The sequence below is a fragment of the Frondihabitans sp. GW821-FHT04F02 genome (assembly GCF_059420045.1).
Genome location: NZ_JBWKSZ010000001.1, coordinates 682,850 through 706,021, shown reverse-complemented (window position 1 = coordinate 706,021; position 23,172 = coordinate 682,850). Strand labels below are relative to the sequence as shown.

At 71.6% G+C, this 23,172-nt stretch carries 21 protein-coding genes; 1 reads left to right on the top strand and 20 read right to left on the bottom strand.

Features of this window, described 5'->3' with window-relative positions; translation table 11 throughout:
- Positions 1–17: 17 nt before the first annotated feature.
- The 17 genes from gltB to metK form a co-directional block, all read right to left on the bottom strand.
- Complete coding sequence (gene gltB / locus AC07TY_RS03315) at positions 18–4,589, bottom strand: glutamate synthase large subunit (protein ID WP_494784324.1); 4,572 nt, start codon at positions 4,587–4,589, stop codon at positions 18–20.
- A gap of 278 nt (positions 4,590–4,867) precedes the next feature.
- Positions 4,868–5,881 carry a prolipoprotein diacylglyceryl transferase gene (gene lgt / locus AC07TY_RS03310; RefSeq protein WP_494784550.1) on the bottom strand — a complete coding sequence of 338 codons (1,014 nt, stop codon included), beginning with the start codon at positions 5,879–5,881 and terminating at the stop codon, positions 4,868–4,870.
- Between the two features lie 72 nt (positions 5,882–5,953).
- A complete protein-coding gene (gene trpA / locus AC07TY_RS03305; RefSeq protein ID WP_494784323.1) occupies positions 5,954–6,751 on the bottom strand; it encodes a tryptophan synthase subunit alpha in 798 nt (265 codons plus the stop codon).
- Positions 6,748–7,962, bottom strand: a complete 1,215-nt coding sequence (trpB, locus tag AC07TY_RS03300) for a tryptophan synthase subunit beta (RefSeq protein WP_123504575.1) — start codon at positions 7,960–7,962, stop codon at positions 6,748–6,750. The genes trpA and trpB overlap by 4 nt, the downstream gene beginning before the upstream one ends.
- Entirely contained in the window at positions 7,962–8,735 is a 774-nt protein-coding gene (gene trpC / locus AC07TY_RS03295) for an indole-3-glycerol phosphate synthase TrpC (RefSeq protein ID WP_123504576.1), read from the bottom strand. Before trpC ends, trpB begins: the two co-directional genes overlap by 1 nt.
- Positions 8,736–8,993, bottom strand: coding sequence for a DUF6704 family protein (locus AC07TY_RS03290; protein WP_123504577.1), 258 nt, complete (start codon positions 8,991–8,993; stop codon positions 8,736–8,738).
- A 78-nt stretch (positions 8,994–9,071) separates the two neighbouring features.
- Positions 9,072–9,689, bottom strand: coding sequence for a Trp biosynthesis-associated membrane protein (locus tag AC07TY_RS03285; RefSeq protein ID WP_123504578.1), 618 nt, complete (start codon positions 9,687–9,689; stop codon positions 9,072–9,074).
- 10 nt (positions 9,690–9,699) lie between these two features.
- Positions 9,700–11,253: an anthranilate synthase component I gene (locus AC07TY_RS03280; RefSeq protein WP_494784322.1), complete on the bottom strand. Its 1,554-nt coding sequence runs from the start codon at positions 11,251–11,253 to the stop codon at positions 9,700–9,702.
- Positions 11,246–11,623, bottom strand: coding sequence for a phosphoribosyl-AMP cyclohydrolase (hisI, locus tag AC07TY_RS03275; RefSeq protein ID WP_123504580.1), 378 nt, complete (start codon positions 11,621–11,623; stop codon positions 11,246–11,248). The genes AC07TY_RS03280 and hisI overlap by 8 nt, the downstream gene beginning before the upstream one ends.
- A gap of 44 nt (positions 11,624–11,667) precedes the next feature.
- Entirely contained in the window at positions 11,668–12,441 is a 774-nt protein-coding gene (gene hisF / locus AC07TY_RS03270; protein ID WP_488626256.1) for an imidazole glycerol phosphate synthase subunit HisF, read from the bottom strand.
- A gap of 2 nt (positions 12,442–12,443) precedes the next feature.
- Positions 12,444–13,283, bottom strand: a complete 840-nt coding sequence (hisG, locus tag AC07TY_RS03265) for an ATP phosphoribosyltransferase (protein WP_123504582.1) — start codon at positions 13,281–13,283, stop codon at positions 12,444–12,446.
- A 40-nt stretch (positions 13,284–13,323) separates the two neighbouring features.
- Positions 13,324–13,587 carry a phosphoribosyl-ATP diphosphatase gene (locus AC07TY_RS03260; RefSeq protein WP_123504583.1) on the bottom strand — a complete coding sequence of 88 codons (264 nt, stop codon included), beginning with the start codon at positions 13,585–13,587 and terminating at the stop codon, positions 13,324–13,326.
- A 4-nt stretch (positions 13,588–13,591) separates the two neighbouring features.
- Positions 13,592–14,260 carry a ribulose-phosphate 3-epimerase gene (gene rpe / locus AC07TY_RS03255; RefSeq protein WP_123504584.1) on the bottom strand — a complete coding sequence of 223 codons (669 nt, stop codon included), beginning with the start codon at positions 14,258–14,260 and terminating at the stop codon, positions 13,592–13,594.
- A 119-nt stretch (positions 14,261–14,379) separates the two neighbouring features.
- Entirely contained in the window at positions 14,380–15,876 is a 1,497-nt protein-coding gene (locus tag AC07TY_RS03250; RefSeq protein ID WP_494784321.1) for an RsmB/NOP family class I SAM-dependent RNA methyltransferase, read from the bottom strand.
- On the bottom strand, positions 15,873–16,808 hold the full coding sequence (fmt, locus tag AC07TY_RS03245) for a methionyl-tRNA formyltransferase (RefSeq protein WP_494784320.1): 936 nt from the start codon (positions 16,806–16,808) through the stop codon (positions 15,873–15,875). The genes AC07TY_RS03250 and fmt overlap by 4 nt, the downstream gene beginning before the upstream one ends.
- Before the next feature lie 32 nt (positions 16,809–16,840).
- A complete protein-coding gene (locus AC07TY_RS03240; RefSeq protein WP_494784319.1) occupies positions 16,841–18,937 on the bottom strand; it encodes a primosomal protein N' family DNA-binding protein in 2,097 nt (698 codons plus the stop codon).
- 8 nt (positions 18,938–18,945) lie between these two features.
- Complete coding sequence (gene metK, locus AC07TY_RS03235) at positions 18,946–20,172, bottom strand: methionine adenosyltransferase (protein ID WP_494784318.1); 1,227 nt, start codon at positions 20,170–20,172, stop codon at positions 18,946–18,948.
- 143 nt (positions 20,173–20,315) lie between these two features.
- Here metK and AC07TY_RS03230 point away from each other — a divergent pair, with 143 nt between their 5' ends.
- A complete protein-coding gene (locus tag AC07TY_RS03230; protein ID WP_494784317.1) occupies positions 20,316–20,996 on the top strand; it encodes an SDR family NAD(P)-dependent oxidoreductase in 681 nt (226 codons plus the stop codon).
- 142 nt (positions 20,997–21,138) lie between these two features.
- On the opposite strand, the gene rpoZ is transcribed toward AC07TY_RS03230, so the two are convergent.
- From rpoZ to pyrF, 3 genes are read right to left on the bottom strand one after another with little or no spacing between them, the layout of a single operon-like run.
- Positions 21,139–21,405 (bottom strand): DNA-directed RNA polymerase subunit omega, encoded by a 267-nt coding sequence (gene rpoZ, locus AC07TY_RS03225; protein ID WP_123504590.1) that lies wholly within the window; start codon positions 21,403–21,405, stop codon positions 21,139–21,141.
- Between the two features lie 8 nt (positions 21,406–21,413).
- Positions 21,414–22,334, bottom strand: a complete 921-nt coding sequence (gene gmk, locus AC07TY_RS03220; protein WP_123504591.1) for a guanylate kinase — start codon at positions 22,332–22,334, stop codon at positions 21,414–21,416.
- A complete protein-coding gene (gene pyrF / locus AC07TY_RS03215) occupies positions 22,331–23,170 on the bottom strand; it encodes an orotidine-5'-phosphate decarboxylase (protein WP_494784316.1) in 840 nt (279 codons plus the stop codon). The genes gmk and pyrF overlap by 4 nt, the downstream gene beginning before the upstream one ends.
- Between the last annotated feature and the right edge of the window lie 2 nt (positions 23,171–23,172).

Below are 23,172 nucleotides of genomic sequence, written 5' to 3'. Positions count from 1 at the left end.
GCAGGGGGCGCAGGAACTCAGCCACCCGTGACGCTCATGATCCGGTTCCAGACCTCGTCGCCGTCGAGGTCCAGGCCCTCTTCCGCGGCGGTCCGGCGCGTCTCCATGACCGCGGCGTAGTCCCGGGGCAGGACTTTGACGAACTCCTCGGCGCTGGCCTCGATGTCGGCAAGGAGCGCTTCGGCGACGGTCGAGCCGGTCTCTTCAAGGTGCTGGCGCAGGAGGTCGGCGAGGATCTCGATGTCGGCGGAGCCGAGCGGCTGCAGCAGCAGCTCGCCGGTCGACAGCGCGTCGTCGTTCACGTTCTCGGTCTTGAGACCGCGCACGTACGCCGTCCCGCCCGACATGCCGGCGCCGAGGTTGCGCCCGGTCTCGCCGAGGATCACCGCGAGGCCGCCGGTCATGTACTCGAGGGCGTGGTCGCCCACGCCTTCGACCACGGCCGAGGCTCCGGAGTTCCTGACCAGGAACCGCTCGCCCACGATTCCGCGGATGAACAGGGAGCCCTGCGTCGCGCCGTAGCCGATGACGTTGCCGGCGATGACGTTGTCTTCGGCGGCGAAAGAGGCCTCCGCCGGCGGCCGGACGATGACCGTGCCGCCCGACAGCCCCTTGCCGACGTAGTCGTTGCTGTCGCCGATGAGGCGCAGCGTGATTCCGGCGGGCAGGAACGCACCCAGCGACTGCCCTGCCGAACCGGTCAGGGTCACGTCGATGCTGCCGGCTGGCAGCCCGTGCTCGCCGTTGCGGACGGTCACCTCGTGGCCGAGCATGGTTCCGACGGCGCGCTCCGTGTTGCGGATGGGCAGCGAGATCTCGATGCGGCCGCCGTTGTCGATGACGTCGGACGCCTCCGCGATGAGCTGGTTGTCGAAGTGCTTCTCGAGCTCGTGGTCCTGCGGCACGAAGTTGCGGCGCGGCTCGTCGTCGGCGAAGTCGGGGCCGACGAGGACGGGCTCGAGGTCGAGGCCGGACGCCTTCCAGTGCTCGACGGCGCGGTCGACGCCCAGCATCTCGCTGTGGCCGATCGCCTCGTCGAGCGAGCGGAAGCCGAGGGCGGCGAGGTACTCGCGGACCTCCTGAGCCAGGAACTCGAAGAAGTTGACGACGTGCTCGGCCTTGCCCGAGAAGCGGGCGCGCAGCTCGGGGTTCTGCGTCGCGACGCCCACGGGGCAGGTGTCGAGGTGGCAGACGCGCATGAGGATGCAGCCGGAGACGACGAGCGGCGCCGTCGCGAAGCCGAACTCCTCGCCGCCGAGCAGAGCGGCGACGACGACGTCGCGACCCGTCTTCATCTGACCGTCGACCTGGACCACCACGCGGTCGCGCATGCCGTTCAGCATGAGCGTCTGCTGCGTCTCGGCGAGGCCGATCTCCCACGGGGTGCCGGCGTGCTTCAGCGAGTTCAGCGGGCTGGCGCCCGTTCCGCCGTCGTGGCCGGAGACGAGCACGACGTCGGCGAGAGCCTTCGTCACACCCGCCGCGACCGCGCCGATGCCGGACTGGCTCACGAGCTTCACGTGCACCCGAGCGGAGGGGTTGGCGCGCTTCACGTCGAAGATGAGCTGCTTGAGGTCTTCGATCGAGTAGATGTCGTGGTGCGGGGGCGGCGAGATGAGGCCGACGCCGGGCGTCGCGTGGCGGGTGCGGGCGACCCAGGGGTACACCTTCGACGGGGGCAGCTGGCCGCCCTCGCCGGGCTTCGCGCCCTGCGCCATCTTGAGCTGGATGTCGGTGGCGTGCGTCAGGTACATGCTCGTGACGCCGAAGCGGCCCGAGGCGACCTGCTTAACCGCGCTGCGGCGCTCGGGGTCGAGGAGACGGTCGACGTCTTCGCCGCCCTCGCCGGTGTTCGATTTGCCGCCGAGGCGGTTCATCGCAATGGCGAGAGTCTCGTGGGCCTCTTTCGAGATCGAGCCGTAGCTCATCGCGCCCGTCGAGAACCGCTTGACGATCGACGAGACCGGCTCGACCTCGTCGAGTGGCACCGCGGGGCGGACTCCCTCGCGCAGCGTGAAGAGGCCGCGCAGCGTCATCAGGCTCTCGGCCTGGTCGTCGACCATCTTCGTGTACTCGCGGAAGATGTCGTACCGGCGCGTGCGGGTCGCGTGCTGGAGGCGGAACACCGTCTCCGGGTTGAAGAGGTGGGGCGGGCCCTCGCGGCGCCACTGGTACTCGCCGCCGGTCTGGAGGCGCTCGTGCGCGGCGGTCGCACCGTCGGCCGGGTAGGCGCTGAGGTGGCGCTCGGCGTTCTCGGTCGCGATCACGTCGACGCCGACGCCGCCGAGGCGGGTCGAGGTGCCGGTGAAGTAGGTGTCGATGAACTCGTGGCTCAGGCCGACGGCCTCGAAGGCCTGGGCGGCCGCGTACGACGAGACGGTCGAGATGCCCATCTTGGACATGATCTTGAGCACGCCCTTGCCGAGAGCCTTGATGACGTTCTTGACGGCCTGCTCGGGCGACATGCCCGTGATCATGCCGCTGCGGACCAGGTTCTCGCAGGTCTCCATGGCCAGGTACGGGTTGATCGCCGAAGCCCCGTAGCCGATGAGGGTCGCCACGTGGTGGACCTCGCGCACGTCGCCGGCCTCGACGATCAGGCCGACCTTCATGCGGTTCTCGGTGCGGATGAGGTGGTGGTGCACCGCGGCGAGCATGAGGAGCGACGGGATCGGCGCCAGGTCGGCAGTCGAGTCGCGGTCGGAGAGGACGATGAACTGCGAGCCCTCCTCGATCGCCTCGTCGACCTCGGTGCACAGCGCCGCGATCCGCTTCTCCATGGCGCGGGGGCCCTTGTCGACACGGTAGAGGCCCTTGAGGGTCGTCGTCAGGCGCGAGCCGGGGCGCGGGTCGATGTGCTGGATCTTCGCGAGCTCGTCGTTGTCGATGACCGGGAAGTCGAGGATGACCTGCTTGGCGTGCTCGGGAGTCGCCGCGAGCAGATTGCGCTCGGGGCCGAGGCCGACCTTGAGGCTCGTCACGACCGACTCGCGGATGGAGTCGAGCGGGGGGTTCGTCACCTGGGCGAACTGCTGGGTGAAGTAGTCGAACAGCAGACGCGGGCGGTCCGAGAGCACGGCGATGGGCGTGTCGCTGCCCATGGCGCCGAGGGGCTCGGCTCCGGTCTTCGCCATGGGGGTGAGCAGGATCCGCACCTCCTCCTCGGTGTAGCCGAAGGTGCGCTGGCGGCGCGTGACGGAGGCCGGCGTGTGCACGATGTGCTCGCGCTCGGGCAGGTCTTTGAGGTGCAGGCGGCCCATCTCGAGCCACTCGCCGTACTCCTCGGAGGAGGCGAGCTGCTGCTTGATCTCGTCGTCCTCGATCAGGCGGCCGGCCTCGGTGTCGACGAGGAACATCTTGCCCGGGCGCAGGCGGCCCTTGCGGACGATCTTCGACTGGTCGATGTCGGGGAGAACGCCGATCTCACTGGCGAGCACGACGAGGCCGTCGTCGGTCACCAGGTAGCGGCCGGGGCGGAGGCCGTTGCGGTCGAGGGTGGCGCCGACGAGCGAGCCGTCGGTGAAGGTGACGGCGGCGGGGCCGTCCCACGCCTCCATGAGCATGGAGTGGTACTCGTAGAAGTCGCGGAGCACCGGGTCGATGCCGACCTGGTTCTCCCACGCCTCCGGCACCATCATCATGATGGCGTGCGGGAGCGAGCGGCCCGTCAGGCTCAGGAGCTCGACGACCTCGTCGAACGAGGCCGAGTCGCTGTTGCCCGGGCTCACGATCGGGAGCAGCGGCTTCATGTCGCCGATGAGCTCGGACTCGAGCTGAGACTGGCGCGCGCGCATCCAGTTGCGGTTGCCGCGCACGGTGTTGATCTCGCCGTTGTGGGCGATCATGCGGAACGGCTGCGCGAGCGGCCACGACGGGAACGTGTTCGTCGAGTAGCGCGAGTGCACGATGGCGAGCTTCGAGGCGACGCGCTCGTCCGAGAGGTCGGGGTAGAACGGCTCGAGCTGGAGCGTCGTGACCATGCCCTTGTAGACCATGGTTCGGCTCGAGAGCGACGTGAAGTAGGCGCCCAGCTCGCGCTCGGCGCGCTTGCGCAGACGGAACGCCAGGCGGTCGAGCTCGATTCCCGAGACGTGGTCCTCGCCGTGGTTGGCCGCGATGAAGAGCTGCTCGAAGGCGGGCATGGCGTTGCGTGCGAGCGTGCCGAGCTCGTCGGCGCGGACGGGGACGTCGCGCCAGCCGACGACGCGCAGCCTCTCTTCGGCGGCGATCTTGGCGATCGCCTTCTGGAGTGTCACCCGCTCGTCGAAGTCGGTCGGCAGGAAGCCGATGCCGACCGCGTAGTGGCCGGCCTCGGGCAGCGTGAACTCGACGACATCGCGGAAGAAGGCGTCGGGCACCTCCATGAGGATGCCCGCGCCGTCGCCTGTGCCCGCGTCGGACCCCACGGCCCCGCGGTGCTCGAGGTTGCGCAGGGCGCCGAGGGCGGCGTCGATGATGTCGTGTCCTGGCGTGCCTCGGAGGGTCGCGACCATGGCGAGGCCACAGGCGTCCTTCTCCAGGCTCGGGTCGTAGAGACCCTGGGCCGCCGGGATGCTGCTGAATGTCTGGTGCGCTGGCGTGAGAGCCATGTCGATCCGTCCTCACGATGGGAACTGGTCGCTGAATGACCAGTAGAGGAAAACTAACGCAGGGCGGGGCGTCGCTGGCCCGATTCGCTTCCACTCGGCAGGAAACCGAGTGACTCTGGCAGGCGTCTCGAGGCTCGGGGTCGTGGCCGTAGGAGTCGCTTCGTCGGATGCGGCAGTGCCGGCCGACCCCCTGGTCTTCGGTGCGGACCCGGGGTGATTCGTGGGGTGCTGTGGTGCTGAGAATGCAGTGCTGGTGGTGCTGGATCGTTGCCGGCCGGTTAGGCCTTCACCTCTGCGGAGGCGTCGGATGGGGTGCGATCCGTGGGCTCCGCGTCGTCATCGTCGTCGGTGCCTGCCGCCGAGTCTACCTCAGGGTGGTCGACCTCACCGGTGATGACGGGGTGGAAGCCCTCCTCGTTCGGACCACGGCCCGGAACATAGGCGCTCGGCACGAGGCCGGTGTGGCGGCGGCTCTGCACGATGAAGATGATCATTCCGAGCACGACTGCGGCGGCCGCGGCCCAGACATTGACGCGGAATCCGAGGAACACCTGGCTGTAGTCGGTGCGGATCGACTCGAACCACATGCGGCCGGAGCCGTACCAGATGAAGTACAGGGCGAGCGTCTTGCCCCACTCGAGCTTGACGTTCTTGTTGATCAGCAGGATGACCGCGAGGCCGAAGAGGTTCCAGAGGATCTCGTAGGCGAAGGTCGGGTGAAACAGAGTGCCGGCGGGCAGCCCGACCGGGTAGGCGGCGTTGGTGGACTCGATCTCGAGTCCCCACGGCAGAGTCGTCGGAGTGCCGAAGAGCTCGTGGTTGAAGTAGTTGCCGAGGCGGCCGAAGGCCTGGGCCAGCATGAGGCCGGGCACGAGGGCGTCGGCGAATACGGAGAAGCGGAGACCGGTCTGGCGGCAGCCGAGCCAGGCGCCGAGAGCGCCGAAGATAAGGGCGCCGAAGATGGCGAGTCCGCCCTCCCAGATCGCGAAGACGTGCCAGAGGGCCTGCCCGTTGAAGTAGTCGTCGGGGTGCGTGACGACGTGGAAGACGCGGCCGCCGACGATTCCGAAGGGCACGCACCAGATGGCGAGGTCGATGATGACCCAGCGCTCGGCGCCGCGGCGGTTGAGGCGGGCGTTCGTGAACAGCACGGCGGCCACGATCCCCAGGAGGATGCAGATCGCGTAGGCGTGGATGCGGATGTCGAACGACAGCGACGCGTTGAACGTCTTGTTGATCCATCCCGTGAGATCGAAGTACTGCCAATCGGCAGAGGGACTCGGGATGCTCAGGGGCAACAACGTTCAGGTGCCTTTCGTCGTGTGGATCGTGGAGTGCAGGCGCGCCGTGGCACGCGGGACACGCTAGGAGACTCTACTGCCCGAAGCCAGATCGGCCGACACGCGCGCGAGCCGCTCGAGCCCGCCCTCGGCCAGGGCCCGGACGAACGCGGAGCCGATGATGGCGCCGTCGGCGTACTCGAGTACCTCGCGGACCTGCTGGGCGGTCGAGATGCCGAGACCCACGCAGGCGTTGTCGACGCCGGCCGCGCGCAGGCGAGCGACCAGAGCGGCCGCGGCCGAGTCGACGCCCTCGCGGGTGCCGGTGATGCCCATGGTCGAGACGGTGTAGACGAAGCCGCGGCTCGCCTCGACGGCCTGGGCGACGCGGGCGTCGCTGGACGACGGCGCGGCGAGGAAGACGCGGTCGAGATCGGCGGCGTTCGCGGCGGCGATCCACTCGGCGCCCTCGTCGGGAACGAGATCGGGCGTGATGAGACCGGCTCCCCCGGCAGATGCGAGGTCGTCGGCGAAGCGCCGGGCGCCGTACTGCGAGACCGGGTTCCAGTAGGTCATGACGACGACGGGCGCCGCGACCTGCGAGGTGATCTCGCGGACGGCGGGGAACACGTCGCGGACGCGGAAGCCTTCGGCCAGGGCGCGCTGGGTGGCCGCCTGGATGACCGGGCCGTCCATGACCGGGTCGGAGTACGGCAGGCCGAGCTCGATGACGTCGACGCCGTTGTTCACGAGGGTGACCGCCGCGTCGATGGATGTCTGGAGGTCGGGGAACCCGGCGGGCAGGTAGCCGATGACGGCTCCCGATCCGGCGTCGGTGCGGGAGTGGATGGCGGAGCCGAGCTTGCTGGAGGCGCTGATCACAGTTGCTCGGCCCCCTCGTCGAGGATGTTGAAGTAGCGAGACGCCGTCGCGACGTCCTTGTCGCCGCGGCCGGAGAGCGAGACGAGGATCGTGGTGCCCGGCCCGCGGTCACGGCCGAGGCGGATAGCGCCCGCAAGGGCGTGAGACGACTCGATGGCCGGGATGATGCCCTCCGTGCGAGTGAGGAGCCGGAAGGCCTCCATCGCGTCGGCGTCGGTGACGGGCTCGTACTGCGCGCGGCCGATCTTCGAGAGCCACGCGTGCTCGGGACCGACCGCGGGGTAGTCGAGACCGGCCGAGATGGAGTGGCTCTCGACGGTCTGGCCGTCTTCGTCTTGCATGAGGTACGACTTCGCACCCTGGAGCACGCCCGTGCGACCCAGGGTGATCGACGCGGCGTGGCGGCCGGACTCGATGCCGTCGCCGCCGGCCTCGAAGCCGCGGAGCTCGACGGAGGGGTCGTCGAGGAACGCGTCGAAGATGCCGATGGCGTTGGAGCCGCCGCCGATGCAGGCCGCGACGATGTCGGGCAGCCCGCCGGTGAGCTCCCGGACCTGGACCTTGGCCTCTTCGCCGATGATCTTGTGGAAATCGCGCACCATCGTCGGGAACGGGTGCGGGCCCGCGACGGTGCCGAGCACGTAGTGCGTGGTCTCCACACTGGAGACCCAGTCGCGCAGGGCGTCGTTGATGGCGTCTTTCAGCGTGCGCGAGCCGGTCGCGACAGACACCACCTCGGCACCGAGCAGGCGCATGCGGGCGACGTTGAGCGCCTGGCGCTCGGTGTCGACCTGGCCCATGTAGACCACGCACTCCATGCCGAACAGCGCCGCGGCGGTCGCGGTCGCGACTCCGTGCTGGCCGGCCCCGGTCTCGGCGATGAGACGCGTCTTGCCGAGTCGTCGAGCCAGGAGCGCCTGGCCGAGAACGTTGTTGATCTTGTGCGAGCCGGTGTGGTTGAGGTCTTCGCGCTTCAGGATGATGCGGGCGCCGCCGGCGTGCTCCGCGAAGCGGGGCACCTCGGTGATGATCGAGGGGCGGCCCGTGTAGGTCTTGTGGAGCTCGAGCAGCTCGGCCTGGAACGCGGGGTCGACGGCCGCGGCCTTGTAGGCCTCGTCGAGCTCGTCGAGCGCGGCGATCAGCGACTCGGGAACGAATCGGCCGCCGAAGTCGCCGAAGTAGGGGCCGACGACGTCGCGCAGGTTGGGCATCAGATCTCCAGGAAGGTGGTGAGCGCGTCGACGGGGTCGCCGTGGACCACGAGGGCTTCGCCCACGAGGACGACGTCGGCGCCGGAACGGCGGTAGTGCGCTACATCGGCCGGTGACTTGACGGCCGACTCGGCGACGCGGACGACACCCGACGGGATGCTGTCGGCGAGGCTGCCGAAGAGATCCTGGTCGAGCTCGAAGGTGGTGAGGTCGCGGGCGTTGACTCCCAGGACGGTCGCGCCGGCGTCGAGCCCGCGGACGACCTCCTCGGCGGAGTGGGTCTCGACGAGCGCGGTCATCCCGAGCTCGAGCACGAGCTCGTGCAGCTCGATGAGCTTCTGCTGGGGCAGGCCGGCGACGATGAGCAGCGCGAGGTCGGCGCCGGCGGCACGCGCCTCGAAGACCTGGTAGGGCTCGGCGATGAAGTCCTTGCGCAGGACCGGCACCGACACGGCGTCGCGAACGGCCTCGAGGTCGGCGAGCGTGCCCTTGAACTTGCGACCCTCGGTCAGCACGCTGATGGCGCTGGCACCGCCGGTCTCGTACGAGTGGGCCAGCGACGCGGGATCGGCGATGTCGGAGAGGGCGCCGCGCGAGGGGCTCGCGCGCTTCACCTCGGCGATGATCTTGACGCGATCGGCCGGCTGGAGAGCCGCTCGGGCGTCGATGGCCGGAGTCTGCGCCAGTGCTGCGCGCTCGACGTCGGCGAGAGGGAGCAGGTCGCGACGCGCTGCGGCGTCGGCGAGGGCCCCCGCGTAGAGGTCGTCGAGCACTTAGTGGTGGGCCTTCGGCACGTAGCGGTGACCGCCGACGCCGTATCCCATCCGCTTCATGACGAGGCCGACGAGCAGGCCGACGATCTCGAAGCCCGCGGCGATCCAGACGACGATGGGCACGTCGAAGCAGAACGCGATGGTGCCCACGGCGAACGCGACGAGCATGATGACGACGGCCGTCCAGGCGGCGGGCGAGTTGCCGTGGCCCTCGCCGGCGTCGTGGCTGTCGTCGGTGCTCGACTCAGCCGGGGCCACACTGTTCGATGTACCTGTGCTCACGGTGCTCCTTGAATTGCTGGGGGTTCGCCCCGAGTCTATCGGGTGCGGCGATCTCTAGCGGGCGTCGTCGGGCCTGTCGCCGGATGCCGCCGTCGGATCCGAGCCGGTGGTGAGGGTGTCCCAGGCCACGACGGGGTCGGCGGTCTGGTCGGCGGCGACCAGGCGGACGGCCTGGTAGCGACGGGCCGACGCCGGCCAGCGGCGCGACGTCGTGATCACGGCGACGCCGAGCGCCGCCATGGCCAGCCCGGCGACGAGGGCCACCCAGGGCCACGCGGTCATCGAGTGCGAGTTGACGATGGTCGCGACCGAGTCGCGGCCCGCGATGCCCGTCACCTTGGTGATGGCGGTGGTGGCGGAGGCCACGGGATCGACGGTCGCGAGGATCGCCGAGAGGACGACGCAGCCGCCGAGCAGCACCTCGAGGGCGCCGAGCACGACGCGGAACACCGGGCCGGCGATCGTGATCGCTCCGAACAGGGCGAGGCCGGCCAGCGACAGGGCGGACAGTGCGGGGGCCGCGGCGCTGCCGGCGGCGGCGACGTCGACCTTGCCGCCGCTGGGGCTCGTGACGTTCACGCTGACCCAGGTCTGCGTGTAGGCGAGGAGCACGACCCCCGACAGCGCGAAGCCGATCAGGATCGAGGGGAGCTTGGTGGAGCGGGTTCTCATGGGGGTCGATTCAGTGGAGGCTGATCATGGCGTTCGCGACGGCGACCGCGCGGAGGGGGGCCGCCGCCTTGTTGCGGGCCTCCTGGTTCTCGGAGGCCGGGTCGGAGTCGGCCACGAGGCCTGCCCCGGCCTGGACGCGGGCCACGCCGGGCTGCAGCAGCACGGTGCGGATCGCGATGGCGACGTCGGCGCTGCCGGCGAAGTCGAAGTAGCCCACGACTCCCCCGTAGACGCCGCGCTGCGCGGGCTCGAGCTCGTCGATGATCTCGAGGGCGCGCGGCTTGGGCGCACCCGAGAGGGTCCCGGCGGGGAACGTGGCGCGGAACGCGTCGATCGCGTTCGTGCCGGGCATGAGGTCGCCTTCGACGCTCGAGACGAGGTGCATGATGTGGCTGAACCGCTCGACGTGCATGAACTCGGTCACCTCGACCGAGCCCGGGCGGCACACCTTCAGCAGGTCGTTGCGGGCGAGGTCGACGAGCATCAGGTGCTCGGCGCGCTCCTTCTCGTCGCCCTCGAGGGCGGTGGCCAGCGCGAGGTCCTCCTCGGGCGTGGCCCCGCGGGGCTTCGAGCCGGCGATGGGGTGCGAGTACGCGCGCGTGCCCTGCACCTTGACGAGGGCCTCGGGGCTCGATCCGACGATCTGGTACGGCTTGCCGTCGGTGTCCTCGAGGCTGACGAGGTACATGTACGGGCTCGGGTTGAGCGTGCGCAGCACGCGGTACACGTCGATGGCGGGGGCCGTCAGCTCGTGGTCGAAGCGCTGCGAGATGACGACCTGGAAGACGTCGCCGTCGCGGATGAACCCCTTCGACCGCTCGATGGCCTCGGCGTACTCGGCGTCGGTCGAGCGCCGCACCGGCTGCGGATCGATGCTGATGTCGACGTCGGCGAGGTGCGCGGGGCTCGGCTGGGCCAGCGTCGTCTGCAGGGCGTCGAGCTGCGCCTGGGCTGCCCTCCACAGCGTGTCGGCGTCGTCGGTCCCGTCGTTGAGCGCGGTCGCGATCAGCAGCGCCGTGCCCGTGCGGTGGTCGATGACCACGAGCTCCGAGACGAAGCAGAGAGCCTGCGCAGGAACGTCGAACTCCGCCGGCGGGGCGTCGGGCAGGTGCTCGAGCTGACGGACGGCCTCCCACCCGATGAAGCCGACGAGCCCGCCCGTGAGCGGCGGGTACCCCGGGATCACCGGGGTCTTCCAGCGGTCGAAGAGGGCGGAGAGCACCTCGAGCGGCTGCCCGACGGCGTCTCCGAAGGCGCGAGCGCCCGACATGCCGTAGTCGATCCAGGCCGTGGCGGTTCCTGCGCCCGCCTCGGTGGTGAGGACGCCGAAGGAGGAGACGCCCACGAACGAGTACCGCGACCAGATGCCGCCCTGCTCGGCGGACTCGAGCAGGAAGGTGCCCGGACGGGAGTCGGCGAGCTTGCGGTACATGCCGACCGGGGTCTCTTCGGCGGCGAAGAGGCTGCGGACGACCGGGATGACGCGATGGCCGTCGAGGAGCGCGTCGAACTCCGAGCGCGTCGTGGTGTGCGGTTCGGCCGAGGCCGTCGCGGTGTCAGTCATTCGGAGAGCCGATCGTGGGGTCGAGGGGGTCGACGTCGAAGCAGGCGTGCTCGCCGGTGTGGCACGCGGCTCCGACCTGGTCGACGGTCACCAGGAGGGTGTCTCCGTCGCAGTCGAGGGCGGCACTGCGGACGTACTGGAAGTGGCCCGAGGTGTCGCCCTTGCGCCAGTATTCCTGGCGGGAGCGCGACCAGAAGGTCACGCGCCCCTCGGTCAGCGTGCGGCGGAGCGCCTCGGCGTCCATCCACCCCATCATCAGGACGTCTCTGGTCGAGGCCTCCTGGATGATGGCCGGCAGCAGCCCCTTGGCGTCGAATGCCGCGCGCTCGATGACGGGCTCGACGGTCTCGCGGGTGAGCTGCTCGGCCATGGTCTCGTTCTCTCTCGGGTGGCTGGTCGTTGGCTGACGCAGTGTCAGCGGACGATCGCGCCGGATTCGGCGAGGCTCTGCTTGACCTCGCCGATCGTCAGCTCTCCATTGTGGAACACGGAGGCCGCGAGCACAGCATCCGCGCCCGCCCGGACAGCCGGCGCGAAGTGCTCGAGCGACCCTGCGCCGCCCGAGGCGATCACCGGGACTCTCGAGACCTCGCGCATGAGGGCGACGAGCTCGAGGTCGTAGCCCTGCTTCGTGCCGTCGGCGTCGATCGAGTTGACGAGCAGCTCGCCGGCGCCGCGCTCGACGGCCTCGCGGGCCCAGGCGAGGGCGTCGAGCGAGGTCTCCTGGCGGCCGCCGTGCGTCGTGACGACGAAGCCGGACGGCGTGGCATCCGAGCGCTTGACGTCGAGGCTCAGCACGAGCGCCTGCGCACCGAAGCGGTCGGCGATCTCGCCGAGCAGGTCGGGGCGGGCGATGGCGGCGCTGTTGACGCCGACCTTGTCGGCGCCGGACGCCTGCAGGCGCGCGACGTCGTCGGTGGAGCGGACTCCCCCGCCGACGGTCAGCGGGATGAAGACCTGCTCGGCCGTGGCCCGCACGACCTCGTACATCGTGGCGCGCTCCTCGACAGTCGCGGTCACGTCGAGGAAGGTGACCTCGTCGGCGCCCTGCTCGTAGTACTTGCGGGCGAGCTCGACCGGGTCGCCGGCGTCGCGCAGGTTCAGGAAGTTGACGCCCTTGACCACGCGGCCGGCAGCCACGTCGAGGCACGGGATGACCCGGACCGCGAGGGTGGAATCCGCACTCACGGCTACAGCCTTGCGGCGTGGATAGGGCTGACCAGGATCGCGCGGGCGCCCAGGTCGTACAGGGCGTCCATGATCTGGTTGGTGTCCGTACGCGGCACCATCACGCGGACGGCGGCCCACTCGGGGTCGTGCAGCGGCGAGACGGTCGGCGACTCGATGCCGGGCGCGAGCCTGGTCGCCTCGTCGAGGAGGCGCACGGGCAGGTCGTAGTCCATCAGCACGTACTGGCGGGCCACGAGGACTCCCTGCAGGCGGCGCTGGAGCACGTCGAGGCCCGCTGTCGCCTCGTCGGACGCGATCAGCACGGCCGTCGACTTGAGGATCACGGGGCCGAAGATCTCGAGGCCCGCAGCGCGGAGCGTGGTGCCGGTCTCGACGACGTCGGCGATCGCGTCGGCGACGCCGAGCTGCACCGCGCTCTCGACGGCTCCGTCGAGCTGGACGAGCTCGGCGGTGATGCCGTTCTCAGCGAGGAAGTCGCCCACGAGGCCCGAGTAGCTGGTCGCCACCCGCACGCCCTGGAGGTCGGCGAGCTCTCGGTACGTGCCGGTGGGCCCGGCGAAGCGGAACGTCGACGAGCCGAAGTCGAGGGCGGCGACCTCCTTGGCCGACGAGCCCGAGTCGAGCAGCAGGTCGCGGCCGGTGATGCCGACGTCGAGGGCGCCCGACCCGACGTAGGTCGCGATGTCGCGAGGCCGGAGGTAGAAGAACTCGACGCCGTTGCGGTCGTCGGAGAGGTACAGCGACTTGGGGTCGCGTCGGCCGGAGTAGCCGGCCTCGGAGAGCATCTGGGAAGCGGTCTCGCTGAGCGAGCCCTTGTTCGGTACTGCGACGCGGAGCATTGGTCCGATTTCTGTTGAGGTGACGGGAGCGGGGCCGGTCTCAGAGATGTCGGTACACGTCGGCCGGGGTCAGGCCCTTCGCCAGCATCAGCACCTGCAGGTGGTAGAGCAGCTGCGAGATCTCCTCGGCGGTGGCGACGTCGCCCTCGTACTCGGCGGCCATCCACACCTCGGCCGCCTCTTCGACGATCTTCTTGCCGATCTGGTGGACCCCCGCGTCGAACTCGGTCACGGTGCCGGAGCCCTCGGGGCGCTCAGCGATCTTGGCGCTGAGCTCTGCGAACAGGTCGTCGAACGATTTCACGGGCCTAGGCTACCTGGCTCGCGGCGGCACGGAGTGCGGCGATGCGCTCGGCCGGCTCGGGGCTCCCGGCCGGGCCGTACACGCTGGAGCCGGCGACGATCGTGTCGGCGCCGTTCTCGACGGCGGTGACGATCGTCTGGTCGTTGATGCCGCCGTCGACCTCGAGCCAGACGTCGTGGCCCGACGCGTCGATCGCGGCGCGGGCCGCGCGCAGCTTGGGCATGGTCTCGCTGATGAACGACTGCCCGCCGAAGCCCGGCTCGACGGTCATCACGAGGATCATGTCGATCTCGTCGAGCAGCTCGAGCACGGGCTCGACGGGCGTGCCGGGCTTGACGGCGATCGCCGCGCGGGCGCCGGCGGCTCGGATGGCACGGGCGCAGGAACGCGGGTCTGCCGCGGCCTCGAACGAGAACGTCACCGAGCTGGCTCCGGTCTCGGCGTACTGCGGGGCCCAGCGGTCGGCGTCCTCCACCATCAGGTGCACGTCGAGCGGCACGGGGCTCACCTCCTGGATGCGCTGAACGATCGGGAGGCCGAGGGTGAGGTTGGGCACGAAGTGGGCGTCCATCACGTCGACGTGGACCAGGTCGGCGGTGCTGATGCGGTTCAAGTCGCGCTCGAGGTTCGCGAAATCGGCCGAGAGGATGCTGGGGCTGATGCGGATTGGCACGGGGGCAAGCCTATCGGGTCGCCGTTTGGCGCCTCGGCACCACGATCGGGACTGGGCACCACCGTGTTGCGTGGGGCGGAGTCCTGATCGTGGTGTGGTGCAGGCGGGCGCGGCGGCGGTCAGCGCGCCTTGCGGAGCAGCGCGACGAACATGGCGTCGGTGCCGTGGCGGTGCGGCCAGAGCTGGGCGAAGGGGCCCGCGCCGAGGTCGAGCGGCGCCGTGGCGATCCCTCCGAGCACGGCCGTGGCGTCGAGCATCTCGACCGCGGCCCCGCCGTCGCGCGACCACCGCTTGAGGCCGGCCTCGACGACCGCGCGGGTCTCGGCGGTATGCGGCGAGCAGGTGACGTACGCCAGGGTCCCGCCGGGGGCGAGCGCGGCGAGGGCCGAGTCGAACAGCGCCGACTGGAGGCCGGTGAGCTCGGCGACGTCGCGCGGCTGCTTGCGCCAGCGGGCCTCGGGTCGGCGGCGGAGCGCTCCGAGGCCGGTGCACGGGGCGTCGAGGAGGATCCGGTCGTACGACTCGGGCTCGGCCCCGCCGATGAGCGTCGCGTCGCCCTGGCGCACGGCCACGTCGGGAGCGACAGCCGAGAGCGCCTGGCGGACCAGCCCCACGCGCCCGGGGACGATCTCGTTCGCGGTGAGGACGGCGCCGCCCATCGCGGCCTCGGCTGCGAGCAGCGCGGCCTTTCCGCCAGGCCCCGCGCACATGTCGAGCCAGCGCTCGCCCGCCGCGACCGGCGCGACTCGCGACAGGGCGAGGGCGGCGAGCTGCGAACCTTCATCCTGTACTCGAACCTTGCCGGATGCCACCCGGGGCAGGGCGCCGGGATCGCCGGCGGGAGCGGTGATGGCCAGAGGCGAGAAGCGGCCGGACTCGCCGGTGACCTTCGCCAGACCGGGGAGGGCGACGAGGCTCACGCGCGCCGGCTCGTTGTCGGCGGCCAGCAGCGTCTCGAGCTCGTCGGCGCGCCCCTCGGCGGCCAGGGCTCCGCGCAGGGCGCGGACGACCCACTCCGGGTGCGAGTATCGGGCGGCCAGGGCGTCGTCGACGCTCGTCGCGAGCTCCAGCACGCGCTCCAGCCACACGCCGGGCTCGGTGCGCGAGATCGTGCGGAGCACGCCGTTCACGAAGCCGGTGCCGGAGCGGCTGCCGACCTGGCGGGCGAGCGACACCGACTCGTCGACCGCCGCGTGCGGGGCGACGCGGGTCGAGAGCAGCTGGTGCGCGCCCAGACGGAGCACGTCGAGCAGGGCCGGGTCGATCTCGGAGGTCGGGCGGCGGGCGGCGATCGCGATCACGCGGTCGTAGTAGCCCGACATGCGCAGGGTGCCGTAGGTGAGCTCGGTGGCGAGGCCCGCGTCGGCGGCGTCGAGGCCGGCCCGCGCGATGCGCTGGGGCAGCAGGAGGTTGGCGTAGGCGTCGTCGTGCTCGACTGCGCGGATCACGTCGAGCGCGACCTGGCGGGCGGGCTGCACGTGCGGCTCGGGGCGCGGGGCGCGCTGGCCGCGGCTCGGGCGGCCGCTGCCGGGCTGGCCGCTGCCGGGCTGTCCGCTGCCACCGCGACCGCTGCCGCCGCCGGGCCGACCCGTGCCCTGGCGTCCGTCGCCGCTCACGAGGGGCTCCCGTCGAAGCGCAGCCCGTCGCGGTCGGGCACGCCGCGCAGCCAGTCCCCCGCCGCCATCGGCTTCTTGCCTGCCGGCTGCACGGTCAGCAGCTCGAGGGCCCGAGTCGTCGTTCCGACCAGCACGCGACGGTGATCGAGCAGGATCGCGCCCGGCGCCAGGTCGTCGCGGCCGTCGTCGGCGGGCCGCACGTCGAGCAGCTTGAACCGGTCGCCGTCGAGGAGGGCGTGGGCGCCGGGCTCGGGCGTCACGCCGCGGAACCGGTCGTACACGTCGGCCAGCGGCGCACCGAAGTCGAGCGCGGCGTCGTCGAGCGCGAGCTTCGGGGCGAGCGTCACGTCGCCGATCTGCACCGTGCGCGTCTCGCGCCCCGCGGCCAGCTCGTCGACGACCCGCGTCAGAAGCAGGGCCCCCGAGATCGCGAGCGCGCCGAGCAGGTGCCCGGCGGTCTCGTCGCCCGTGAGCGGCTTGCGGACGACGCCGAGCACCTCGCCGGCGTCGAGCTCGGGGACGAGCTGGAAGACGGCGGCTCCGGTCTCGGAGTCGCCGGCCATGAGCGCGCGCTGCACCGGGGCCGCGCCGCGCCAGCGCGGCAGGAGGGAGAAGTGGAGGTTGATCCAGCCGAGGCGGGGCGTCGAGAGGAGCGGCTCGCGGAGGAGGGCTCCGTAGGCGACGATGACGCCGAGGTCGGCCTCCGCGTCGGCGATGGCCGCGGTGACGTCGTCGGTGATCCTGCGCGCCTTGATCACGGGGATGCCCAGCTCGTCGGCGGCCTCGGCCACCGGAGTCGGGGTGAGCACGCGCTTGCGCCCCTGCGGGGTGTCGTCGCGGGTGAGGACGGCGACGACCTCGTGCGGGCCTGCGGCGAGGGCACGGAGGGAGGGGACGGCGGCGGCGGGGCTGCCGGCGAAGACGAGGCGCAAATCAGGACTTTCGTGGGAGTGGTGCGGGTGAGCTACTGCTCGGCGAACGGCTCGACGTCGTCGAACCGCACTCTGAGTGTAGGAGCGACTGAGCGCCTGGTCGCGGCCTTCGGGTCGCCCGGCACGAGTTTGCGGCGGCTGGTGGCCGCCCGGATCACGCGTCCGCGCAGGATCGACGCGACGTCGTGCCCGGCCGCGTAGTCGAACCGGACGATCGCGCGGACCGTGCCGCCCTCGACGTCGACCGGCCCCAGAGTCTCGGCGCGGATGGGCTCGGGCAGGTCGTCGAGGGCCTCTTCGACGGTGACGGTCTGGCCTGTCACGGTCGCGACGCGCACGGCGGGCGGGAAGCGCAGCTCACGGCGGTCGGCCAGCTCGGACGACGCGAAGCGGGCGAGGTTCCAGGTCGAGAGGGCCGAGGCGAGCGCTCCCCCGACGCCGACCAGGAAGATCGGCGCCCGATGCCGTGCGAGGGCGGTCGCGTCGGCCCACCAGCGGAGGCAGTCCTCGGCGACCCGCAGGCTCTCGCGGGCCAGCATCCGCTCGCCGTCGAGCAGGAGCACGGCGCGGTAGCCGCCCGGCGCGATCGGCTCCGCGCCTCGGGTCGCCACGACGATGGCGGGCTCGTCGTCGATCTCGAGCACCTGCCGGGTGCCGTCGGAGACGATGACCCGCACCCCCGGGAAGGCGCGGCCCAGCTCGTCGGCGGTGCGGCCGGCCCCGGTGCCGACGGTGCGCATCTTCGTGTTCTCGCAGGTCGTGCAGTGCCAGCCGACCGCCAGGGCGCCGCACCAGGCGCAGGCCGGGGTCGCGCCGGCGGCCTTCTGCTGGAGCGGGCCGCTGCAGCGCAGGCAGCGAGCGGTGTCGCCGCACTCGGTGCAGGCGAGGCGCGGGGCGTAGCCGGGGTGAGCCACCTGCACGAGCACCGGCCCGAACTCGACGGCGGCCTTCGCCTCGGTCCACGCCGTCGAGGGGATGCGGGCGTTCGCCGCGAAGCCCTCGCGCGAGCCCTGCTGCGTCGTGGGGATCACCCGCGGCTGGTAGCGCGGGTCGGGCAGCGCCTCGGTGAGCCAGCCGATCTCGACCAGCCGCTGCACGTCGGTCGAGCGCGCGTGCCCGGCGAAGACGAGGGCCGGGCCCTGCTGCTCGTACCGCAGCAGAGCCGTGTCACGAGCATGTGCGTACGGGCTGAGCGGCTCGGAGAAGAGCGGGTCGCCGTCGTCCCAGACGGCGATCAGGCCGAGGTGCGCCGCCGGGGCGAGCAGCACGGACCGGTTGCCGACCAGCACCAGGGCCTCGTCGCCGCGCGCCCGCAGCAGCCCGCGGTACCGGTCGGGGTTCGACTGCCTGGCGTCGAGGCGCACGATCCGCTCGGGCGGCACGACGGCCTCGAGCGCCGCGACGAGCTGCTCCTGGTCGCGGTAGTCGGGCACCGCCAGGATCGCGCTGTCGCCGTCGGCGAGGGCGACCGCCGCGAGCTCGGCCAGCGTGACGGCCCAGCGCCCCACCCAGCGCGGGGCGGCGTCGCCCGACGCGGGGAGCTCGACGACGAGGGGAACCGCGTCGAGGGCCAGCCGTGCCCGGGCCCGGACGGCGGCGGCGAGATCGGCACTGCGGTAGCCCGCGACCGAGAGCGGGGGCGCAGGAACGGGCGAGCCGGTCTGATCCTGCGCCCGTGCGCCGCTGCCTGTCTCCGGGCCGCCGTCGGCCTCGGGATCACCGTCGGCCGCTTCTGGCCGCACGGCCGCGTCCGCCTTCGCCGCGCGCGCCGCCAGCCACGCCTTCTCGACCCGCACCTGCCGGGTGGGCACCGCGAGCCGCAGCACGTCGCTCGCCGAGCCGCCGACGCGATCGGCGAGGGCGCGGGCCAGCCGCCACACCTCGGGGGCGAGCACGGGCACCTCGGAGATCAGCTCGTCGACCTCGCTGAGCGAGCCCTCGTGCTCCGAGCTGGCGGCGACCTCGATGACGAAGGCGTCGGCCATGCGGCCCGCCGACCGCAGCGGCACCTTGACCCGCATTCCGGGCCCGACCGTGCCGCGGAGGCGCTCCGGGATGGCGTAGTCGAACAGCCGGTCGAGCTGCGGAAGCGGGGTGTCGACCAGCACCCGCGCGACGGCCCGGGGCACGGCGGAGCCTACGACGCGGCCGGGCCGGCGTTCAGGCCGGCGGCCTCGCGGAGGGCGTCGACGCGGTCGAGGGCCTCCCACGAGAAGCCCTCGCGGCCGAAGTGGCCGTAGGTCGAGGTCTTGCCGTAGATCGGGCGGAGCAGGTCGAGGTCGCGGATGATCGCGGCGGGGCGCAGGTCGAACACCTCGCGGACCGCGGCGATGATCGTCTCGTCGTCGACGTGGCCGGTGCCGAAGGTCTCGACGTAGAAGCCGACGGGAGCGGCCTGGCCGATGGCGTAGGCGATCTGGAACTCGAGGCGCTCGGCGAAGCCGGCCGCGACGGCGTTCTTGGCGACCCAGCGCATGGCGTAGGCGGCCGAGCGGTCGACCTTCGACGGGTCCTTGCCCGAGAACGCGCCGCCGCCGTGGCGTGAGGCCCCGCCGTAGGTGTCGACGATGATCTTGCGGCCGGTGAGGCCGGCGTCGCCCTGCGGCCCTCCGATCTCGAAGCGGCCGGTCGGGTTGATGATGAACTTCGTCGTCGTGGTGTCGAGGTGCGGCGCCTCCGCCTCGAGGACGGGCAGGATCACGTGCTCGATGACGTCGGCCTCGAGGCGCTCCATCGTGACCGACGGCGAGTGCTGCGTCGAGAGCACGACGGTGTCGACCGTCTTGGGGTCGTAGCCGTCGTAGCCCACGGTGACCTGGGTCTTGCCGTCGGGGCGCAGATAGTCGAGCAGGCCCTCTTTGCGGACGGCGGTCAGGCGCTCGGCCAGGCGGTGCGCGAGCCAGATCGGCAGCGGCATGAGCTGCGGGGTCTCGGTCGTCGCGAAGCCGAACATGATGCCCTGGTCGCCGGCGCCCTGGAGGTCGAGCGGGTCTTCGGTCGAGGTGCCGGTGCGGGCCTCGCGGGCGACGTCGACGCCCTGCGCGATGTCGGGCGACTGCGCGCCGATCGACACCTCGACGCCGCAGGTGCGGCCGTCGAAGCTCACGGACGAGTCGTTGTAGCCGATGCCGGTGATGAGGTCGCGGACGATGGTGGGGATGTCGACGTAGCCGGTGGTGGTGACCTCGCCGGCGACATGGACGAGCCCCGTGGTGACCAGCGTCTCGACCGCGACGCGGCTGTGCGGGTCGACCGCCAGGAGCGCGTCGAGGATGCCGTCGGAGATCTGGTCGCAGATCTTGTCGGGGTGCCCCTCGGTAACGGATTCGGACGTGAAGAGGCGGAGGCTGGAAGCTGAAGTCACGCTGTCCTTTGGTGAAGAGGTGCCGATGGGGAGGCCGCTGAAACGGACTCCCCCACTGTAGTCGGCACCCACCGACAGTCCCCGTCGCGGCCGTCGTCGTCCGTCACACGCCGTCGCGAGAGGCGCGCGCGTAGGCTCCGGGCATGACGGAACTGCGTGACTCGGTGGTGCTGGTGGTCGGAGCGTCGGGAGGGCTGGGCTCCCGGATCGCCGCTCAGCTCGGTGCCGAAGGGGCCGCGGTGGTCCGCGCCGGTCGAGACCCGGAGCGACTGACCGGACCCGACGCGTACCTGGCCGACCTCGGCACCGCAGACGGCCCGGCGTCGCTGGTCGCAGCGGCCCTCGCCTCGCACGGCCGCCTCGACGGGGTCGTCATCGCCGCGGGCGTCGTCGCTTTCGGATCCGCCGCCGAGGTGGAGACGGCGACCGTCGAGGAGCTCCTCGCCACGAACCTGTCCGGGCCCATCGAGCTGATCCGCGCGGCGACGCCGTCGCTGGCCGACTCGGCCGCGCGCGGGGCGGGCCCGTTCGTCGTGACTCTCAGCGGGATCGTCGCGGAGTCGCCGACCGCCGGCATGGCCGCCTACTCCGCGAGCAAGGCCGCGCTGGCGGCATTCATGAGCGCGGCGTCCCGCGAGTACCGGCGCCAGGGCATCCGCCTGCTGGACGCCCGGCCCGGGCACGTCGGCACGGACCTCTCGACTCATCCGATCGCGGGCCAGGCACCGCCCCTCGGCTCTGCGCTCGACCCGGACGCCGTCGCGGCTCGCATCGTGCGCGCCATCGCAGACGATGAGCGCGATCTCCCGTCGTCGTCGTTCTAACCGTCCCGCGCCTCGAGAATCCCCGATCCGGGTCCACAGCTGGGCGTCTTGCCCAGATCGGGGAGAGTCGCGGGCATAAGAAAGCGGGCCGCCCTGGAGGGGCGACCCGCTGTCTCGGTGGCGTGACTTCTCGGCTGAGCGACTACTCGGCGACCGGCGCGAGGGGCTTCGAGGTCAGCTTGTCTTCGTTGATCTCGTGCATCGCGACCGACAGCGGCTTGTCGTCGATCGTGGAGTCGACCAGCGGCCCCACGTTGTCGAACAGCGAGCCCTCGTGGAGGTCGGCGTAGTAGTCGTTGATCTGACGCGCGCGCTTCGACGCGAAGATGACGAGTGCGTACTTCGACTCGACCTTCGAGAGCAGGTCGTCGATGGGCGGGTCGATGATGCCCTTGTTCCTGTCGGCCATGGTGCCTCCTAAGCTTCGTGTGCCCGAGCGGTCTTCGAGGTGGCCGCAGGCAGTGCCATCAAGTCTACGACCTCTTGGGCCGCGGTCGCGACGTCGTTGTTCACGACCTTCACGTCGAACTCGTCCTGGGCCGCGAGCTCGACCTTGGCGGTCTCGAGCCGACGCTGCTGCTCGGCCGTGTCTTCCGTGCCGCGGCCGATGAGGCGGCGCACGAGCTCCTCCCACGTGGGCGGCAGCAGGAAGACCAGGACGGCCTCCGGCATGACGGTGCGCACCTGGCGCGCCCCCTGCAGGTCGATCTCGAGCAGGACGCTGCGGCCCTTGTCGAGCGCGGCGTCGATCGGCGGCCGCGGCGTGCCGTAGCGGTGCGAGTTGTGCACGGTGGCGTACTCGAGCAGCTCGCGGTCGCGGATCATGCGGTCGAACTCGTCGTCGGAGACGAAGTAGTAGTGCACGCCGTCGACCTCGCCGGGGCGGGGCCTGCGCGTCGTCGCGGACACCGAGAGAAGCACGTCGGGGTGATTGTCGCGGATGAAGCTCGAGACCGTGCCCTTGCCGACCGCGGTCGGGCCGGCCAGCACGACGAGCCGCGACTTCACACGGCCGCGCGCCTCGCGCTGGGACAGCCAGTCGCCGAGGATGACGCGCTGGCGCACGCCCAGGCCGCCCACCCGCTTGGAGTCGGCGATGCCGAGCTGATCCATGATGCGGGCGACGCGGGTCGGCCCGATGCCGGGGATCGAGGTGAGGAGCTCGCGGACGCGGAGCGTCGCCTCGGGGGCGGTGGCCTCGCCGGTCCACGCCGTGTCGGCCACGTCGAGAGCCGTGCGGGTGCGCTCGGCGACGGCGCGCTTGACCTCGGCGCGGGCGCGGCGCGCCGCGACGGCGGCCTTGGCGGCCGCGGCGCGGTCCACCGGCGGCGGTGTCATGCGAGGCACGCGGTCACCTCGTCCGAGGCGGCGCGGACGGCGGCGGCGACCCCGTCGGGCCCGGCGCCGAGGATCGAGCGCGACGCAGACACGAGGACGCTGCCGGCAGCGGGGCCGAACAGGCTGCGCACGTCGGCGTAGCGCGCGCCCTGCGCGCCGAAGCCCGGGGCGAGGATGGGCGTGGTGGCGAGGTCGGCGGTGTCGATGCCGTAGTCGGTCAGGGCGACGGTGGCCCCGAGGACCAGGCCGACGGAACCGAACGAGACCCCCTGGTCAGAGGCCGTATTGTCGTGGAGCACGTCGTCGACGATACCGGCTGCGACGGTCTTTCCCGACTCGAGGCTCGCCGTCTGGGTGAGACGCGCCTCCGGGTTCGACGTCGCGGCCAGCACGAACACGCCCGCGCCGGCAGCCCGCGCTCGGGCGATGAGGCCGGAATCGGCACCGAGGCCCTGATACGCCGCGACCGTCAGGGCATCGACGCGCAGGGGCGAGTCGGCGGCGAACCAGGCGTCGCCGTAGGAGTCCATGGTCGTGCCGATGTCGCCCCGCTTCGCATCGCCGACGACCAGGAGGTCGGTGGAGCGCGCCGCCTCGAGCACGTCTTCGAGCGCGGCGAAGCCCGCCGACCCGTAGCGCTCGTAGAAGGCCACCTGCGGTTTGACGGCCGGGGCGGTTCCTGCGCTCGCTTCGACCACTCGCAGCCCGAAGTCGCGGGCGCCCGCGGCCGAGATCGGGAGCCCCCACTCCTCGAGGAGGAACGGGTGCGGATCGATGCCCACGCACACGTGGCCGAACGCCTCGAAGGAGGCGGCGAGCCGGGTGCCGAAGGCCATCG